Source organism: Paenibacillus sp. FSL M7-1414, from assembly GCF_038003195.1.
GTDB classification, from domain to species: Bacteria; Bacillota; Bacilli; order Paenibacillales; family Paenibacillaceae; genus Paenibacillus; species Paenibacillus amylolyticus.
The window spans coordinates 1249019-1266912 of sequence record NZ_JBBOOS010000001.1; the positions used below are offsets into that span (position 1 = coordinate 1249019).

The following is a 17894-nucleotide window of genomic DNA, read 5'->3' on the forward strand; positions in this document are numbered from 1 at the left end:
TTAGCCTGAATTGGGGAGAGATTGGATGACAGGCAGGAATGGATGGGCCAGATTTGTTGGTTTTAAAATGTTGCGACTTGTATCTCTATTGGTTGGAGTCAGTGTGTTGTCTTTTATATTAATGCAATTCTCTCCTGTTGATCCGATCGAAGCCTACATTGGTGGAGACATGATCAGGGTAAGCGCCGAACAGCGCAGTTTAATCGAAGAACGTTGGGGATTGAATGGATCTCCCGTGGAACGATTACTAACCTGGGGACAAACGCTGATTCAGGGAGATCTGGGGACATCAATGATCTACAGACAGCCTGTAGCGGATATTATCCAGGAACGATTCATAAATTCTGTCGCACTTATGGCTGTAGCTTGGATATTATCCGGCATCATTGGTTTCACTCTTGGTGTAGTTGCCGCCATGAGACGGGATTCGAAGCTGGATCGCCTGATCTGTTGGTATTGTTATACGCTGGCTTCCACGCCAGTATTCTGGATTGCGCTGTTGTTGCTGATGGTATTTGGTGTGTGGCTTGGATGGCTTCCGGTTGGGCTTGGAGTACCCGCCGGGATGTCAGCTGATCAGGTTACATGGGGAGATCGGGTTATTCATATGATTTTGCCAGCGTTGACTCTCAGCCTGACCGGGGTAGCCTCTATTGCTTTGCATACCCGGCAGAAGCTCACAGATGTGCTCGAGTCAGATTATATTCTGTTTGCGAGAGCGCGAGGTGAGCGTGGATTTCAGCTGTTCCGTCGACATGGGTTCAGACATGTTGTTTTGCCAGCCATCACGCTGCAGTTTGCTTCGTTCAGTGAACTGTTTGGTGGGGCTGTGCTTGCAGAACAGGTATTTTCATACCCCGGCCTTGGTCAGGCAACGGTTCAGGCGGGGTTGCGTGGAGATGTTCCACTGCTGCTTGGACTTGTGATGTGCAGTGCAATTTTTGTTTTTACAGGTAATATGGTTGCCGACATTCTGTATCGCTTGATTGATCCACGGATGAAGGAGGAGCTGATGTCATGAAGCAGACGGTAGAACGCTCCTCCGAGCAGACGACAGAAACAGCCAAAATACAGAAAGTGAAAACTGCGAATCAAGAGGTACGGTACAACATTAATACCGGGTCTCTACAAGCTGGGAATGGAACAGGAACATCACGCCCATCGAGAAAAGATTATACGGCTGCCAGAGACCAAAATTTCCGCAACCCTCGGCAAAGAGCGGTGATCTGGGGAAGCCTCGCGGTGATCTGGATTGCCGTTGTGTGGTTGACGGGCAGGTTGCTTCCGGCTGGTTCTACGCTGACTTCACTAATGGATCGGAATTTGGCTCCAACCTGGGCGCATCCATTTGGCACAGATTGGCTCGGAAGAGATATGTTCATGCGTACGTTAAAAGGATTGGCAACCAGCATTCAAGTGGGATTGCTTGCTGCATGTGGTGGCGGATTGATCGCACTGCTATTGGGTTTGGCTGCCGCTTCAAGCAAGGCTACTGACCGGGTAATCTCATGGATTATCGACCTGTTCCTGAGTGTACCTCATTTGGTATCGCTAGTTATGCTGGCCTTTGTATTCGGTGGAGGTCTGGTAGGAGTGGCGGCAGCGATTGCGCTGACGCATTGGCCGAATCTGGCCCGGATTGTAAGAGCGGAGATGATTCAACTGAAATCCGCAGAATACATTCAGGTTTCACACAAGTTGGGCCAATCGAGGTTACAGGTTGCGATGCAACATATGCTGCCACATCTGGTCCCGCAGCTGTTCGTGGGCATATTGCTAATCTTTCCCCATGCGATTCTGCATGAGGCAGCCATTACGTTTCTGGGGCTGGGGTTGTCCCCGCAACAACCGGCAATTGGAATTATTTTGTCAGAGTCGATGAGATATTTATCTGCTGGTATGTGGTGGCTCGCCTTTTTCCCCGGACTGGCATTGTTGCTGGTTGTTCGTGCGTTTGATGTATTGGGCAACAGTCTGAAGACATTGACGGGTACAGGTAGTCCAAGGGAGGTGAGGTAAATATGGCTCTTCTTGATATTGAGGGAGCGTCGGTGTCATTTCGGCGCGCTCGTGGTTGGTTTGGGCATGAACAGACGTATGTCATTCAGAATCTGGATCTTTCCATAAACGAGGGCGAGATCGTGGCTGTTGTAGGCGCAAGTGGATCGGGTAAAAGTGTGCTGGCGCAGGCTATCATGGGCATTCTGCCTGCCAATGCCAGGTTAGAGGGACGTATTAGCTATAATAGCGAGCCTTTAACCCCAGAGCGGCAGCTTCATCTGCGTGGAGACGAACTGGTGTTGATTCCACAATCCGTCAGTTATTTGGACCCGCTGATGAAGGTGGGAAGACAAGTTCAGCCGGTAACCCTGGATTTGGGACGGAAGAGCCGCTTCATAGCTCGATCCCATATGAAAAAGACGGAGCAGGAGCTGACGGATCGTTATCATCTTCCTCAAGGAACAGCCGGGAAATACCCGTTTGAGTTGTCTGGAGGTATGGCAAGGCGGGTGTTGATGGCGACAGCGACCTCCGGTCAGCCGAAGCTGATCATTGCAGATGAGCCGACACCAGGCATCCATCCGGAAGTGTTGGCCGAGACGATGAGGCAATTTCGCGAACTTGCTAATGAAGGTGTAGGCATTCTGTGGATTACTCATGATGTTACGACAGCCCTGACGGCTGCCGATCGCATCGCTGTATTTTATGCGGGGACCAATGTAGAGACGGCGCAGGTAGATGATTTTACGGGAACGGGAGAACGTCTGCGTCATCCATATACTAAAGCGCTCTGGAATGCGTTGCCGCAGAACGGATTTCAGCCACTTCCGGGCTCCCAACCGTTGGCAGGTCAAGAGATCACGACAGGATGTTCATTTGCTCCCCGATGTAGTGCAGCAACCGCTGTATGTATCGGTGAACGTCCAGAGCTTCGTAAGGTACGGGGCGGAGAAGTGAGGTGTTTCCATGTCACTTGAAGCACGGGACGTGAGTTACCGTTATGATCCGAAATCATGGGTATTCCAACAGATGAACATGCAGGTGCAACAGGGAGAAGTGGTTGGCTTGTGGGGACCAAGTGGGTGTGGCAAAACAAGCCTTGGTCGCATCCTTGCAGGATATGCCGAACCTGTGGCAGGACAAGTACTTTTGGATGGGAAACCACTCCCACGTACAGGAGTATGTCCGGTTCAGCTGGTGTTCCAGCATCCGGAGAAAGCTGTGAATCCACGCTGGCGAATGGGCCGCGTGCTGCAAGAGGCGTCTGTGCAGGATGAACAGTTGCTCGAAGCATTGGGTATTCAGCAGACCTGGTTGGACCGCAGGCCGAGTGAATTATCCGGTGGAGAACTGCAACGTTTCTGTGTGGCACGGGCGCTTGGTACAGCGACACGTTACGTGATCGCAGATGAGATGACAACGATGCTGGATGCGATTACTCAGGCACAGATCTGGCATACCGTGATGGAAGTGGCTCGCCAGCGTGATCTGGGATTACTGATCATAAGCCATGATCGAGATTTGTTGAACAGGTTGTGCGACAGAATTACACCGATGCCGATATCGATGTCACTGTAATTTTAATTATGTTCGAATAAATAAAATGATCGAATGCAAAAAGGGTGACCCTTGTGAAGTCATTGACCATGAATATGAGTCATGGACTTGACTACGAGGCACCCCTTTTTCTATTTTGACAAATATTCACCATTTAACGAACAGTACACGTTTTGTTCGCAACGTACATAGATGTAACTGGACAGCTTATTTGCCCGACACATTGCTTAATAACACAGATAACCTGCGCATCGCCTCTTCAACCGTGGAACGTGGACAGGCTACATTAATGCGCATGAACCCTGTACCCTCTGTTCCAAAGAAACTCCCGTCATTGAAAGCAAGCCCTGCTTCATGAAGAAGCCTGTTGCATAGTTGTGCATGTGGAATATTCAGTTCCCGGAAATCCATCCACAACAGATAGGTTGCTTCGGGCAGATGCATTTTAATCTGAGGCATATGTTCCGCAACATATTGCTGTACATACGCCATATTTCCACGGATATAGGCAAGGCACTCATCCAGCCATTCCTCGGCATCATTGTAAGCAGCTTCGGTTGCAACAGCCCCCAGTGTGCTGATATTGGCAAGTCCCATCGTTTTTACACCCTGCGCGAACGATTCTCGCAACTTGGCATTGGGGATGATGATGTTGGATGTGCTGAGGCCAGGAATGTTGAACGTTTTGCTTGGAGCCGTACAGATGATACTTAGATCAGAGACGGCGTCTGAGATCAGGGTCAGTGGTGTATGAGTTCCGCGCTGATGAACAAGATCGGCATGGATTTCATCTGAAACCATCAGTACGTTGTATTGCAGACACAGTGACGTAAGCCCTTCAAGCTCCTCACGAGTCCATACCCGTCCAACCGGGTTATGAGGACTGCACAGAATCAGCATTTTGACCCGACCGGTCTGCAAGCTGGATTCCAGTTGTTCCAGATCCATCGTGTAATGACCATTATTCTCTACCAAAGGATTGGTGATCAGTTCACGGCCCTGACCACGCACTACTTCATAGAAGGGAGCATACACCGGAGTTTGGATGACCACTGCATCTCCCGGTTGAGTGAATCGTTGTACAGCAATGCTGAGTGCAGGCACAATACCTGGAGTGAATACAATCCAGTCATCGTTAATTTTCCAGTTGTGGCGCCGTTCCATCCAGCCTGCAACAGCTGCATGATACGCCTCAGTCCGTACTGTATAACCAAAAATCCCGTGCTCCATCCGTGTTTTCAGGGCCTGAATGACGGATGGTGGAGCAGCAAAATCCATATCGGCCACCCACATCGGAAGCGCATCAGCGGCTCCGAAGATATCCTCAAGCGCATCCCATTTTTCTGATCCGGTAGAGATCCGGTTAATAGACTGGTCAAATGTGCTGTTATTGTTGTTCATCGTATTTAATCCCCCTTGAGTTCCGTTCCTTCGACCACAAATCGACAAATAATTATCTAATACATTGGTTAATTTCGCAACTATTGTGCGTGTATGATTAGCTTCATATGTATGGTCTGGAATTCAGGACTTTATTCATATAAGAACAACTTAACGAGCGAGAGTACAGCGGGAATACGACAAAGACTATTTTTGTACGCCCTTGGTCCTGTTTTGTTCATATATTATTTACAACCTCTTGTCAGATGCTATTATATTGCTAACATTTGGTGGAACAACGGGCTGTTATCCGAATAAGCTCGTACCCATACATGATGAGCATAACTACATGAGTCTTTCGCGTACATCGAGCGATCGCTTGAATCGTATTATGCATAAGGCTGACATTTGAACTCAGGAGGCGTTTAGGGATGAAAAGCAAAAAGTGGTTGATTGCTGCGGGTGTGTTTGGCATGGTGTTAACCGGATCGGCAGGTGTATATGCAGGTACACAACTGGAGACAATCAAAGCTTATCTGAACCATGGGCTCGCCATCGAAGTGAACGGACAGAAATTTACACCGACAGGTGACCAGGGCAAAAAGCTTGCGCCAATTACATATCAAGGCAGTACATATCTCCCCGTTCGTTCGATTGCCGATGCGTTAAAGACCGAAGTGAAGTATGATTCCCAAAACAATAAAGTAAGCATCGGTTCTTCAAGCTCTTCTGGTGGGTCAACATCCACAGGCAACAGCGGATCGACATCGCCCTCAACAGGTACAAACACACAGGCGGCAGGAGTGAAGTCCAAGTATCTTCCGGCTGATTTCCCATTACCGAAGGATGCGAAGGCAACAAGTCTCATTGAGAACATAATGGATGGTGACAAAAAAGTAGTGCTCACGTACACAACCAAAGAAACGTTGCTAACCGTTGGAACATCCTACAAAGACTACTACCAGACCAAAAATTTGAGTCAGAACACTCAGGATATCCAGGCAGACGGCTTCAGCATCGTGGGTCGTGAAGATGGCAAATATGCCGTGACCATCACAGGTTCGGTGTCTGCAACCAACAAGGATCTGAATGAAATCACCGTAGTGTGGGGCGAAGAGTAATTCTTCCTTCTATAAAAGGTAAACAGCAAAAGCCGCCCGTTGAAATCATAACAGATTTCATTGGACGGCTTTTAGGGTTGAATCCATATCTGGTTCTATACTCTGAATTAATAGTCTAGATATTAGTCCGCTACAGGTACTCGTTAAACCATCCGGCAATATGCTCCAAACGGCGTACCCTCAAGTGAGGGTGACCTCCACGGGACAACTCGTGGTTTGCCCCTGGGAAACGAACGAGCCTTGTGGTCTGCTTGCCTCTTTTCAGCGCAATGAACAATTGCTCGGCCTGTTCAATTGGACACCGCAGATCCTGTTCGCCATGTAAAATGAGCAGCGGAGTACTCACGTTGCCGACATAAGCGAGCGGAGAATGTTTCCACAGTTTTTCCGTGTCATCCCACGCGTTACCGCCAATCTGGTCTTCCGTGAAAAAATATCCAATGTCACTTACGCCATAGAAGGATAGCCAGTTGGAGATGGAACGTTGGGTAACAGCGGCCTTGAAGCGATCCGTGTGTCCAACAATCCAATTGGTCATGAAGCCACCATAACTGCCTCCGGTTACGCCCAGTCTGGATTCATCGATAAACTCATACTGGGACAGGGCATAATCCACACTCTCCATGAGATCGCGATAATCGCCACCGCCATAATCTCCGCGACAGGCGTCTACAAACTGCTGCCCGTATCCGAGGCCACCGCGTGGATTGATATACACAACAGCGTAGCCTTGTGCGGCGAGAATCTGGAACTCGTGCATAAATGTAAAACCATACATCATGTGCGGGCCGCCATGAATCTCCAGAATGGTCGGAATTTTGACCCCGTCGACCATGCCAGGAGGTTTCATGATCCATCCTTGCAGCCGTAGGCCATCTGAGGAATTGAACCAGAAGGTCTCAGGTGTACTTAGATGGATCTCATCCTCAAGCTGTGGATTGCTGCGGGTGAGCTGAATCGGTTCTACCCCGGGATTTTCCGCTTGTTCATATATATAGAGATCACCAGGATTTAGTGTATCGGCTACAGCGGCAACGATCTGCCCGTTTTCCAACTCGGCAAATTGATAAATCTCCCGTTCGTCAGGCCATATATAGTCGGCACTGCTGCCGTCTCGAGCGAATTTGGCGATGCGTACACTACCATGGATGGTCGCCAGACAGAAGATTGAAGAACCATCTCTGCTGAATACAGGCCCCGTGGTTGTCAGATGTGAACGCATGTCGCCAACAATGCTGTGATTCAACTGTACGTCCCAATCCGTGCTCAGACATACGAGTTCACCACCTGATATCTGAAGGGTGTACAACTTCACAAGTGTGGCATTTCCATAGGAACGGTCACTGGCGAGCAGTGCAAGAGATTGTCCATCCGGCGCAAAGGCCAGTCGGCTGAACGTATATCCTTCCGGGGTCAACTGTTGCACATCCGATCCGTCTGCTTTGGCAAGGTACACATGATTAGTCAGGGTGTAATCATTATGGTCCTCGCCTTCTTCAGGCATCTGCGCAATCCAAGCGATGGATGTTCCGTCCGGGGACCAGGCGTAGTCTCCGACGTCATAATGACCTGTAGTTACAGGAATTGCTTCCGCATCGATCGGTGCGAGAGCGAAGAGGTGGGAACGTCGACCGTTCCATAATCCACTGGCATCTGACTTCATGCGAATCCGGTCTACGACATGTTCTTGCAGCAGTTTGGGTTTATCGTTTATAGGATCTGTATGTTCTGATTCTTCATTTCCGCTCATATCCACGGATGATTTCACAAGCAAAGTATGACCATCCGGTGACCAGAGCAGAGAACTGACGCCATGTTTCAGGTGACTGATTTGCTGTGCTTCTCCGCCATCTGATGCGATAATCCAAACTTGGGATTTCCCATCAACCTCTCTTAAAAAGGCAAGCTGAGACCCATCGGGCGACCAGGCAGGGGAATGATCCTTCTCACCAGAGGTAAAGGGCCTGTCCTTCTGACTCCCCAGATGCAGCAGTCTCAGGTGAGAACAATAACCGTCACGTGCTTCATTCGTTTTCCGGCTTACATATACCAGTTGTCCGCCTTGAGGGGACGGAGTTGGATCATTAACCCATGTAATCTGATAAAGATCTTCCGATGTTATGCCGCGCTGACTCATCATTGTTTGTCCTCCCACCATGAATTAGAATTGGTTAATTTCCTAACCTTTCCATTTATATTAACGGAAAGCAAGGGACAGGACAATAAGGGTGATAGCGGAGAGGACAGAAATTACCTGAAGAAGCGGAGCGTTCGCCTTTATCCCCGGATTTTCACTTTGAAAAAGTGGAATCGAAAAATCTGGGGATAACAGTGATCGGAAGGTTGTTCTGTCATCGGAGTGGGTGGTGCAAACATTCTTTAGTTCAATTCATATAGGTGTGTTAAAAGGATTTGCTCGAAGGATGACGAATCCTAATGTTGAATAAGCGCAGAAATGACGAAAAATGGTCTTAATTCAATGTTTAACATTGGTTAATTTGGTTTAATGTACAATGCAATTCCTGTTCTACATTTCAGGTATTTGGTTCTTAGCCATTCGTTTATATAGAACTCGTATGATTCAGTCGCAATGGAGGAGGAACGTCACGTTGAGCACATCCTATGAGCAGCATGTGGAATATCCAAACCGGAAACGAATGGCGTGGCTCACGGCAGGGGCAGCACTTTTTGTGGCAGCCGGATTTTTTTTGATTTTTGATAGTTCTTCATTTACGAATGATTCCATCCTTTCGGATGTGATTGGACTTCTATCCATTTTGTTTTTTGGGCTATGTTTCTGCTACAGTCTGGTAAAGATGATTAAGAAGGAACCTTCTTTTGTAATCGATGAGGATGGGTTTGTGGATGCATCTTCTTATACCGCAGGAGGAGCAGTGGCTTGGAAAGACGTTGAGAATATTTTTATGTATGAATTGATGGGACAGAAAATGATCGGGATCAAGTTGCGGGACGAGAAAGCCTTTCTGGATCGCCAGAATGGGATGAAACGCAAATTGATGACGGTCAACAGCAATATGGTTGATGCGACCATCAGCGTTGCCCAAAGTAGCCTCACAGTTTCGCTGGATCAATTGTATATCATGATGATGAGCCACTGGAGACATGTGAGTGATAACATGATTTATGATTCGTATAGTCGTCGTTAGAGAGGTCACAATGTCCATAGAGTCTTCAGAATGGAGGAATATAGATGATGCATGGTGATGCAACACGCACGATTCTACTTCCGGATGGAACTGCCCTGCCTGCGATAGGACAAGGCACATGGAACATGGGAGAGAAGCAATCCAGTCAGCAAGAAGAAGTACGTGCACTGCGTTCCGGTATTGAACAGGGAATGACCGTGATTGATACAGCGGAGATGTATGCAGAAGGTGGGGCAGAGGTTGTTACGGGAAAGGCCATCTCGGGCCATCGTGATGAAGTTTTTCTCGTATCCAAAGTGTATCCCCATCATGCGGATCGTAAGCAGATGATTACGGCCTGTGAACGTAGTCTTAAGCGCTTAGGAACAGATCGCCTGGATCTGTATCTGCTCCACTGGCGAGGGGGAGTACCACTCGAAGAGACGGTTGAAGCTTTGGAGCAAATGAAGCAATCCGGTAAAATTCTTCGCTGGGGTGTATCAAACCTGGATACAAAAGATATGCAGGAGTTATGGAGTCTGCCGGAGGGGTCTCAGTGCATGGTGAATCAGGTGCTCTACCATGCAGCTTCGCGTGGTATTGAACATGATCTGCTTCCCTGGATGCGGGAACGGAGCGTTCCTGTAATGGCGTATTGTCCACTGGCACAGGGTGGCAGACTTCGAAGTGAATTGTTGGAGCATCCCGTCATTCAGGATATTGCACAGGATCGAGGAGTTACGACTTCGCAGATCGCATTAGCCTGGGTGATCAGGGATGGAGATGTGCTGGCGATTCCCAAGGCGGTACAGCTGAATCATGTGGCAGACAATGCAGCGGCAGTGAATATCGTTTTGACACAAGAGGAACTCGCCCGTTTGGATGAGGCATTCCCTGCACCTAAAGGCAAAGTACCTCTAGATATCGTGTAGCTGGCTCTTTTTTATTGGATAAGCATATGAATAAGATAACAATACGATTAATAAAGTTATGCAGAGCAGATCTTCACGATCTGCTCTTTTTTTGTATGGATATCGATAGCAGAAGCTTGCCCTTCAATTGAGCGAATATATATTTTAACAAATGGGCTTTACAACACTATTTCACTAGTGTACTATGTAACTAACACACCAGTACAGAGGGGAGCGAGAGCTTTGTGACTATAGAATTTGATAACAATTTACCAATCTATCTGCAGATCATGCAGTACATCAAAAGACAGATTGTAACCGGGACACTTCAGGCAGGTGACAAAATTCCTTCGGTTCGTGAACTGGCGGCTGAACTACAGATCAATCCAAATACAGTACAACGGACATTTCAGGAGCTTGAGCGGGAAGAAGTGGTCGAAACCAAACGGGGCTTGGGCAGATATGTGACCAGTGAGGAGCGGAAGATTATGACGATCAAAAAAGAGATGGCCGGTGAATTGCTGGAACGCTTTCTGACCGGAATGCAGGAACTGGGGATCGAAGAGCAGGATATCTTATCCATCGTAGCCGATGCCGTTGCGGAAGGAAAGGGAGGGACAACGCATGAGTAACATCCTTGAACTGAACCAGATCAATAAAACATATGGCAATAAGAAAGCGCTCAGTAATATTACTTTGGATATTGCACCGGGACGAATCGTAGGTCTGCTGGGTAGCAACGGTAGTGGAAAAAGCACGCTCATGAAGCTGGTTGCAGGTTTGTTGCATCCGAGCAGCGGAACGATTCAAGTTACAGGTAAGCCTGTTGGGCTGGAGACAAAGGCGCTGGTTTCATTTATGCCGGATCGCCCATTAACCGAGAAGTGGATGAGAGTGCGGGATGCGATTGCGTACTATCGCGATTTCTATGCTGATTTTGATGAAGAGAAGGCGCGGGAGATGCTGGACTTCATGAACCTTGTCGAGAGTGACCGGGTACGGCATCTGTCGAAAGGGATGAATGAACGACTACAACTAACACTGGCACTTTCTCGTAAGGCTCGTCTGTATTTGTTGGATGAACCGATTGGCGGAGTAGATCCGGTTGCGCGTGGCAAGATTCTGGATGCGATCGTGAAATTCTATGATGAAGACAGCAGTCTGATCATCTCCACGCATCTTGTGAATGATATCGAACGGATTTTTGATGAAGTTGTCTTTATTCGCGAGGGTGAGCTGGTGATGCGGGAAGAAGTGGAAACGCTCCGTCTGAAATATGGGAAAAGTGTGGATGAGATGTTCAAGGAGGTCTATGCGGAATGATGACATTATTGAAGTATGACTTTAGAAGGAACTGGAATACACTGCTGGCTGGGCTAGTTATTTTGATTATCGCTCAAGTGGGGCTTTCCCTTTTCGTGTCTGAGGTCACAGGGATTGTGCTTGGCATTATGGGTTATGTTGGAGTAGGTGTGGCTATTTATGTGAAAATGATCAAAACATACACGTCCAATATCCGCTCTTATAATCGCCGTCTGTTACCCGTAACGGGCCTATCACATGTGTTGTCTCCTTTGATCTTTGGACTACTTTGCGGGTTGGGGTTAGTCATTATATTCGCGACTCATGCCTACATCTATATCTCAATGAAGCTACGAATGAACATGGCTACCAATATTGATCTTTCGGGTCTGCATGTTTCGGATTATATTAGTTTGTTGCTGTTTAGCGCATGGGTTATGGTATTCATGACCGTCATTATCTTCCTTTCGATCTCGATTGCAGGCAGCTTCCGTTGGAGAACGGGGCCATGGATTGGAATCGTTGCATTCTTTGTCCTCGTTAATCTGCTTGGCTGGTTGGAAAATATCATTACGACAGGACGTTTCAGTCCAATTGAGATGTTCCGGTATACGGAAGAAAGTACAGGTATTGCAATCACAGCCAATGGTGTACTATGGTCGGACGGCATGTGGGGAAGCATTGTATTTGAAGTCATTGTGGCGGTCATCTTGGTATGGGCTACCATTTACTTGAACAACAAAAAAGTCGAAGTTTGATGACAGGATAATTTGAACGTGATGCGAGCAACCAGGGTTGCTCGTTTTTTTACATCCAGTAATAATCCACTTTTTGAATCCACTACCATTAATTATACGTATATATAGATATATTGTGTGCTCGATGTGAGATTAGGTTAAAGAGAACAAAAGGATATGTAAGCGAAAGGAGGAAGCGTTATGGAACTATACTTCAGGGATAACTTTTTTAACGCGGGTTACACCGAGATTATGAATCCGAATCAGGAACAGGCGGGGCATCTGGATTTGAAAAGTGTCTTTGGTTCTTCGCTCGATGTATCGGATAACTCGGGATTAGTCTGTAGCGGCAAATTTCGCATGTTAACGAATCGTTGGGATATCACTGCAGCAGATGGGAGACATCTGGGTGTGTTGCGGGCCAGGTTCAGTTTCTTTAGCAAAAAGTATGAATATGACGCAGGATCACGCGGTACGTATGATGTGTCTGCCCCAGCATTTTCGCAGGAATATGATATAAGTGGCAGTGGTGGCCGCATCGTGGCCAGTTTCCGTCGTACCAGCGGCTGGTTTAGTTCAGGGGCATTTGTATTAGATAATCAGTCGGAACAACTGGACACGTATGAATTAATTGCAGTGGTCATGGGCGTGCACGCGGTTAACAAAAGAAGGAACTCGGCAGCTAGCAGTGGTGGAGCGACGTAAGTGGAACGAATAGAGTTACTTCCGCTGATAAGTTTATGACATTTTTATGAGCAAGCAAGTATCGCAAAAAAAGGTTTGGATGAGATGATCCAGACCTTTTTTCGTATATGGATATGGATTTGTCTTTTGAGCAATAGTTATGGTTAACCCAATCTTACAAAATCATTGACCATCGGCTTTCGCAAGAGAGCCTTCCTCACGTTGGCGGTGCTGAACTTCATTGGAGTGTTCGGAATGCATATCAGGATCTTTTTCCGCATAACGGGCTAATGCCTTCGCAGCTGTTTCGGACATCCGCTCCCGCAGCACTGTGTGGTCAGCGATTCGAACCCGTTTGCCGAGAAAACGCATTTTGGATAAGACGTAATCCATCTCATTGCGCGGAATGGTCAGCTCGATCCGATATGTCTGCTTGGCTTCCAGGTACTCGACCTGTTTCTCAAAGCAGGAGAAGGCATAGAGGATTCGGGACAGTTCCTGATTGAACTCGGGCAGTACCTCGATGGTGATGGTCGTTTTGCGCTTTTCCGTTATCACAGCAATTCGGGCAGTGTAGCCAGAAGCGGTATCCGGTTCAACCGGTTGGGCTTCCACGGTAACGATGCTGTGCAGCTTGGTCGACATTAGTTTGTCGAAGCGAGGAGCATACCAGAGCACGTACCATTCTTTTTTGACCATGGAATACTCCAGTTTATACGGGAAGCCGAATTCATCATGGCTCGTGCGTCCATTGCGGACGCGACCCGTCATGCGAAATCCCTGATGATGCAGAATGATTAGCCGTAACTGTCTAAGCAGTGGGTGAGAGACATTATTTTCTTCGCTTTTGGCTTTTTCAGTCAGGTAATCTTGAAGGTTCAGGTCCTGCTCACCATTCAGCATGTTGTACATTTTATCCAACGTTACAGCGCTCAGCGCTTCTCTCGCAGCAGGGTGATTCAGCATCATGCGAAGCCAGGCCCGTTCCTGTGAGGTCCAGGTGAACAGTCCGGTTTCATTCAGTCGTGTCATCATCTGGTAATTGAACATCTTCTCGAACAGGTTCATAATATTCCGCAATCTCCTTCCATTCCTTAATCATCTCCTGGCGTAGTCTCTGAGGTGCGATTATTTCGCAACTTGAGCCAAAACTCCGTAACCACGGTTTGATCTCGGTAGTACCGTTGACCTGGATTTCGTAGAGAAAGGTATGATCCGTTTCGGGTATAATTTTGCCCCATTGACCTTGCAGACGAACCCGATCCAGAATAAAGTTGCGCTGACCACGCTCCGGGTGGAAAAAGCGAGCTTGAACCGTCACGGTATTTCCCGTATCCACGAGCCAACTGTAGCGACTAATGTCAGTCCACTGCTGCTTCAATTCAAGCATGTATTGCTCTTCTACTGAATCCTGTTCCTCCAATTGTGTTATGCCTTCCATGCGGAATTTCACAAAGCCGCGCCGGCCCTGATATCCAATTACATACCAACGACCATACTGATGGTCATAGATCACTTCAAGGGGCACGATTCGGTTGGATCGTCCGCCTGCTTCCCGTTCAAAACGTGGATTCGTATTCTGTGAACTGTAGCTTGATGGTTTTTTCGGTGAATAGTATAGGAACTGCACACGTTTACGCTGACGAATCGCACTAAGCAGCGTGTAGAGATGAGCTTCATCCAGGATACGAGAATAATAGTGATACTTATAGATATAGGGCTCGGTAGCTTCTTCTTGCGGGAAACTTGCCGTAATTGCTTTTTTTAAACTGTCGCGCAATAAGTACCCCTGTACGGAAGGAACCTGGGTGTTCGCCATCATATCCACAAAATCATACAACTCCAGCTGTTCCTCCACTGTCAATTCGGTAAGGACGTCCTGTTGTAAAGCATATCGATACGGTCTGCCACCCGGCTCTTTTCGGATAACCCCAACCTCTTCCAGATACTTCAGATCGGAACGAATGGTTTTCTCGTCAGGTAACGCCAGATCCTCCGGCAGATCAGCACAGCAGGCGTCCAGCAGTTCCATCGCGGTCAGGGTTTTATGTTGTAAGGTATGCAAAAGGACAGAAAGCCGCTGAACTTCAGTCTCTTTCATCGACTTGGCGCGGAAGAGGAAGAGTAACATAGGCTCTGCCGACTCCCCGTATTGGAAGCGGACGAGATCTGCCATTTCCAGGCTTGCTTCGGCACCTGAACGCTGGTCAGCGACGGTCTGCATGATTTCTTTTAATCTGCGATTGGTTTTATCAAAGGTATGTACGGATATGCCAAGCCGCTCGGCATATTGTTTGCGGTTATATGCACCGCTTGTTAGGGATAACATGCGTAAGAACTGAATTTCTTTGTCAAAACTCTCTCTTGCCATGAACATTCACTCCTTGTTATCCCTTCATTGTAGCAGGATGAGTGGCAGGTTTCATTTTAAAGTTATGAAGGTCGTCATACTTTTACCATGTTCGCGTGTGGGTGCGTGAGGCATAATAAGGTTGTGAAGCGGGGCAGCAACAAGCGCTGTGAATCAAGGTTCCGAGGCGCCAGGGAGGGTTACTTCGACTGTTAATCGACCAGGTCGTTGGTTCGAATCCAATCGCCGCCGTTCATGGCGGTGTAGCTCAGCGGTAGAGCGGGTATTATACCTTCCCACCTTTTTCCTCGGAACATTTTATTATGAAAGAACAGCAAATAGACTCACACCGGGAGGTCATGAGTGATGAGCAGAGCGAAACAATTATTTAATCAACCTCAGCCAACGACACGTAATCATGGGGGCTACGGAGCCTATGAGCGATTGGTGGAGGAACAATATATACAGATGTTGATGACCAATACATTGAACAATACGTTTTATACAGATACACAGCAACTGATGGACGATGCGATGGTCAGTCATCAGGAGATGGCTGAGGTCGATGCAGGGTTTATGGCGCGGGCGCTGGTCTATGCTCGTAATGAAGGTTTGATGCGGTTACAGCCTCTATACGGGCTGGCACTCTTGTCCAAGGTGGACCCGGATCAGTTTGCAAAGGTATTCTCCAAGGTCGTACAGACACCGGCTGACTTGGCCGATTTTCTGACGATTCTGAGAGGATTGGGTCGGGGGCAGGGCGGCCGAGCGGTGAAACGTCAGGTAAGTCAATTTTTGAACGGCATTACTGAATATTGGGCGATCAAATACAACGGGCGTGGGCGTGGATACAGTCTGGGCGATATGATCGCTACAGCACATCCCAAGCCGATAGATCTGAAGCAGCAAGCCTTATTCCGTTATTTGCGCGGGCATGAGGTGGATCTTACGGAACTACCGCAGTTGCAGGCGCTTGAAAAGCTGAAAGCTACTCCAAACCCGGCAAGCCGGATGCATCTGATCGAGAAAGGTAAACTGCCGTATTCGGTGGTCACCTCGATCATGCAACCGACACGTACGGTGTGGGAGGGGTTAATGTCACAGATGCCGACTTTTGCGTTGCTGCGCCATCTGAATGCAATGGATCGGGCAGGTGTTTTTGAAAAATCGAAAAATATCGATTACGTAACAGGTCGTCTAACGGATGCAGAAGCCCTGCGTAAGTCGCGCATCTTGCCTTTCCGATTCGCCAGTGCATATGAAATGATTGCGAGAGAAGAGTTGCGGGATGCTTTGCGGCAAGCGGTGGAGCTATCCATTGGCAACCTGCCAACACTGCCGGGAAGAACCGCTATTTTCCTGGATCGCTCCGGTTCCATGCAAGGGGATTATTTGCGGATTGGTTCGGTGCTGGCACTGGCGCTTTATAAACAAACAAGAGGTAACGCGCTGTTCTGGTTATTCGACCATATGGTTGAGGATGCTCGTCCCAAGATGGATGAGAGCATCCTTTCCCAAGCTCACCGTATTCGCGCACAAGGTGGAACAGACACGGGTCGAACAGTGCGGGAACTTCGGGATATCGGAGAAAAAGTGGATCAGATCATTATGATCACCGATGAACAGCAGAATGAAGGCAGCCCGTTATATGCTGAGCTTGAGCGATATCGCCGGATGATGAATCCGGAGTTGAAGGCATTTATTGTGGATATAGCACCTTATCAGCAGGCAATGGTACCGCCACGGGATGGCAAAACCTTTTACATCTACGGTTGGAGTGAAACGGTATTGACGTATATTGCCGAGACTGTGGCAGGATATGATACACTCGCGAACCGGGTGAGAGAGATAGCGATTTAAATTGGGGGATTTGGAGGGGGCGGACCATGACCTATGTTCATGAAGAAATGAGAGATACGATTAGACAACAGCTGAAGCAGATTGAACAGGAGGAGCAGGTAAGGATTATCTATGCCTGTGAATCGGGCAGTCGAGCCTGGGGATTTCCTTCACAGGATAGTGATTATGATGTGCGTTTCCTGTATGTGAGACCGCTGGAGTGGTACTTGTCGATTGAGGATAAAAGGGATGTGATCGAACGTCCAATCAGTGATCAGCTCGATATCAATGGTTGGGATCTGCGCAAGGCGTTGAAGCTGTTTCGCAAATCAAATCCACCACTGCTGGAATGGTTGCAATCCCCGATTCAGTATGATGAACAGTATAACGTGGCACAGCATATCCGTGCACTGTCGCCTTTGACCTTCTCGCCCAAGTCCTGTATGTATCATTATCTGAATATGGCGAAGGGCAATTTTCGGGATTATTTACAAGGTGAGCGAGTGAGGATTAAAAAGTATTTCTATGTGTTACGTCCCTTACTCGCTTGTGGCTGGATTGAACGTTATGATGCGATGCCACCTATGGCATTTGAAGAGCTTGTGCAAGAACTTGTACCTGCGATTACACCGCTATATACGGAGATTCATGAATTGCTGCGCCGGAAAAAGGCGGGCGAGGAACTGGATCTGGAGCCGCAGTTGCCAGCAATACAGGCTTTTTTGGCGGAGAAGATCGAGCATTTTGAACAACTGGCCGGCCAGATGGAGAATGAGCGGATTATTCAATTTGAAGAATTGGACCGGATTTTCCGTTTTGCGTTGCAAGAGGTGTGGGGAACTAATTAGGGCTTGATGACAAACGAG

Annotated in this window: 17 protein-coding genes; 13 read left to right on the forward strand and 4 right to left on the reverse strand. The window is 47.9% G+C overall.

Going from position 1 to position 17894, the window contains the following annotated elements; all coding sequences use genetic code 11:
• The first annotated feature begins 25 nt into the window (after window positions 1-25).
• From MHH92_RS05570 to MHH92_RS05585, 4 genes are read left to right on the forward strand one after another with little or no spacing between them, the layout of a single operon-like run.
• Complete coding sequence (locus MHH92_RS05570; protein ID WP_340902522.1) at window positions 26-1021, forward strand: ABC transporter permease; 996 nt, start codon at window positions 26-28, stop codon at window positions 1019-1021.
• Window positions 1018-2019, forward strand: coding sequence for an ABC transporter permease (locus MHH92_RS05575; protein ID WP_340902523.1), 1002 nt, complete (start codon window positions 1018-1020; stop codon window positions 2017-2019). Before MHH92_RS05570 ends, MHH92_RS05575 begins: the two co-directional genes overlap by 4 nt.
• A gap of 2 nt (window positions 2020-2021) precedes the next feature.
• A complete protein-coding gene (locus MHH92_RS05580; protein WP_340902525.1) occupies window positions 2022-2978 on the forward strand; it encodes an ABC transporter ATP-binding protein in 957 nt (318 codons plus the stop codon).
• A complete protein-coding gene (locus MHH92_RS05585; protein ID WP_340902527.1) occupies window positions 2968-3579 on the forward strand; it encodes an ABC transporter ATP-binding protein in 612 nt (203 codons plus the stop codon). Before MHH92_RS05580 ends, MHH92_RS05585 begins: the two co-directional genes overlap by 11 nt.
• 186 nt (window positions 3580-3765) lie before the next feature.
• Here the strand turns inward: MHH92_RS05585 and MHH92_RS05590 are convergent, their stop codons facing one another.
• On the reverse strand, window positions 3766-4959 hold the full coding sequence (locus tag MHH92_RS05590) for a MalY/PatB family protein (protein WP_340902529.1): 1194 nt from the start codon (window positions 4957-4959) through the stop codon (window positions 3766-3768).
• 410 nt (window positions 4960-5369) lie between these two features.
• Here MHH92_RS05590 and MHH92_RS05595 point away from each other — a divergent pair, with 410 nt between their 5' ends.
• The gene (locus MHH92_RS05595; protein WP_053061461.1) at window positions 5370-6059 is read left to right on the forward strand and encodes a stalk domain-containing protein; all 690 of its coding nucleotides are present in this window, start codon (window positions 5370-5372) and stop codon (window positions 6057-6059) included.
• 130 nt (window positions 6060-6189) lie between these two features.
• On the opposite strand, the gene MHH92_RS05600 is transcribed toward MHH92_RS05595, so the two are convergent.
• Window positions 6190-8199: a S9 family peptidase gene (locus tag MHH92_RS05600; RefSeq protein ID WP_340902532.1), complete on the reverse strand. Its 2010-nt coding sequence runs from the start codon at window positions 8197-8199 to the stop codon at window positions 6190-6192.
• A gap of 469 nt (window positions 8200-8668) precedes the next feature.
• Here MHH92_RS05600 and MHH92_RS05605 point away from each other — a divergent pair, with 469 nt between their 5' ends.
• The 6 genes from MHH92_RS05605 (at window position 8669) to MHH92_RS05630 (ending at window position 12860) form a co-directional block, all read left to right on the forward strand.
• A complete protein-coding gene (locus MHH92_RS05605; RefSeq protein WP_340902533.1) occupies window positions 8669-9226 on the forward strand; it encodes an STM3941 family protein in 558 nt (185 codons plus the stop codon).
• Between the two features lie 44 nt (window positions 9227-9270).
• Complete coding sequence (locus MHH92_RS05610) at window positions 9271-10137, forward strand: aldo/keto reductase (protein ID WP_340902534.1); 867 nt, start codon at window positions 9271-9273, stop codon at window positions 10135-10137.
• 224 nt (window positions 10138-10361) lie between these two features.
• Window positions 10362-10748 carry a GntR family transcriptional regulator gene (locus tag MHH92_RS05615; RefSeq protein ID WP_036606428.1) on the forward strand — a complete coding sequence of 129 codons (387 nt, stop codon included), beginning with the start codon at window positions 10362-10364 and terminating at the stop codon, window positions 10746-10748.
• Window positions 10741-11439 (forward strand): ABC transporter ATP-binding protein, encoded by a 699-nt coding sequence (locus MHH92_RS05620; RefSeq protein ID WP_017690291.1) that lies wholly within the window; start codon window positions 10741-10743, stop codon window positions 11437-11439. Before MHH92_RS05615 ends, MHH92_RS05620 begins: the two co-directional genes overlap by 8 nt.
• Window positions 11436-12176 carry a hypothetical protein gene (locus MHH92_RS05625; RefSeq protein ID WP_340902540.1) on the forward strand — a complete coding sequence of 247 codons (741 nt, stop codon included), beginning with the start codon at window positions 11436-11438 and terminating at the stop codon, window positions 12174-12176. The genes MHH92_RS05620 and MHH92_RS05625 overlap by 4 nt, the downstream gene beginning before the upstream one ends.
• A gap of 180 nt (window positions 12177-12356) precedes the next feature.
• On the forward strand, window positions 12357-12860 hold the full coding sequence (locus MHH92_RS05630; RefSeq protein ID WP_340902542.1) for a hypothetical protein: 504 nt from the start codon (window positions 12357-12359) through the stop codon (window positions 12858-12860).
• 162 nt (window positions 12861-13022) lie between these two features.
• Here the strand turns inward: MHH92_RS05630 and MHH92_RS05635 are convergent, their stop codons facing one another.
• On the reverse strand, window positions 13023-13907 hold the full coding sequence (locus MHH92_RS05635; RefSeq protein WP_340902543.1) for a WYL domain-containing protein: 885 nt from the start codon (window positions 13905-13907) through the stop codon (window positions 13023-13025).
• Window positions 13855-15210, reverse strand: a complete 1356-nt coding sequence (locus tag MHH92_RS05640; RefSeq protein ID WP_253506071.1) for a helix-turn-helix transcriptional regulator — start codon at window positions 15208-15210, stop codon at window positions 13855-13857. The genes MHH92_RS05635 and MHH92_RS05640 overlap by 53 nt, the downstream gene beginning before the upstream one ends.
• Window positions 15211-15555: 345 nt before the next feature.
• On the opposite strand from MHH92_RS05640, the gene MHH92_RS05645 reads away from it, so the two are divergent.
• Together MHH92_RS05645 and MHH92_RS05650 are read left to right on the forward strand one after the other, a co-directional pair.
• On the forward strand, window positions 15556-17049 hold the full coding sequence (locus tag MHH92_RS05645; protein WP_340902546.1) for a TROVE domain-containing protein: 1494 nt from the start codon (window positions 15556-15558) through the stop codon (window positions 17047-17049).
• A 26-nt stretch (window positions 17050-17075) separates the two neighbouring features.
• A complete protein-coding gene (locus MHH92_RS05650) occupies window positions 17076-17876 on the forward strand; it encodes a nucleotidyltransferase domain-containing protein (protein WP_340902547.1) in 801 nt (266 codons plus the stop codon).
• Window positions 17877-17894 lie beyond the last annotated feature (18 nt).

Bases quoted from the DNA above. Each gene is read 5' to 3' on its own strand.
- MHH92_RS05580 (WP_340902525.1), top strand. From the start codon at position 2,022: ATGGCTCTTCTTGATATTGAGGGAGCGTCGGTGTCATTTCGGCGCGCT.
- MHH92_RS05595 (WP_053061461.1), top strand. From the start codon at position 5,370: ATGAAAAGCAAAAAGTGGTTGATTGCTGCGGGTGTGTTTGGCATGGTG.
- MHH92_RS05600 (WP_340902532.1), bottom strand. From the start codon at position 8,199: ATGATGAGTCAGCGCGGCATAACATCGGAAGATCTTTATCAGATTACA.
- MHH92_RS05635 (WP_340902543.1), bottom strand. From the start codon at position 13,907: ATGAACCTGTTCGAGAAGATGTTCAATTACCAGATGATGACACGACTG.
- MHH92_RS05640 (WP_253506071.1), bottom strand. From the start codon at position 15,210: ATGGCAAGAGAGAGTTTTGACAAAGAAATTCAGTTCTTACGCATGTTA.
- MHH92_RS05570 (WP_340902522.1), top strand. From the start codon at position 26: ATGACAGGCAGGAATGGATGGGCCAGATTTGTTGGTTTTAAAATGTTG.
- MHH92_RS05590 (WP_340902529.1), bottom strand. From the start codon at position 4,959: ATGAACAACAATAACAGCACATTTGACCAGTCTATTAACCGGATCTCT.
- MHH92_RS05620 (WP_017690291.1), top strand. From the start codon at position 10,741: ATGAGTAACATCCTTGAACTGAACCAGATCAATAAAACATATGGCAAT.
- MHH92_RS05575 (WP_340902523.1), top strand. From the start codon at position 1,018: ATGAAGCAGACGGTAGAACGCTCCTCCGAGCAGACGACAGAAACAGCC.
- MHH92_RS05610 (WP_340902534.1), top strand. From the start codon at position 9,271: ATGATGCATGGTGATGCAACACGCACGATTCTACTTCCGGATGGAACT.
- MHH92_RS05625 (WP_340902540.1), top strand. From the start codon at position 11,436: ATGATGACATTATTGAAGTATGACTTTAGAAGGAACTGGAATACACTG.
- MHH92_RS05585 (WP_340902527.1), top strand. From the start codon at position 2,968: ATGTCACTTGAAGCACGGGACGTGAGTTACCGTTATGATCCGAAATCA.
- MHH92_RS05650 (WP_340902547.1), top strand. From the start codon at position 17,076: ATGACCTATGTTCATGAAGAAATGAGAGATACGATTAGACAACAGCTG.
- MHH92_RS05630 (WP_340902542.1), top strand. From the start codon at position 12,357: ATGGAACTATACTTCAGGGATAACTTTTTTAACGCGGGTTACACCGAG.
- MHH92_RS05645 (WP_340902546.1), top strand. From the start codon at position 15,556: ATGAGCAGAGCGAAACAATTATTTAATCAACCTCAGCCAACGACACGT.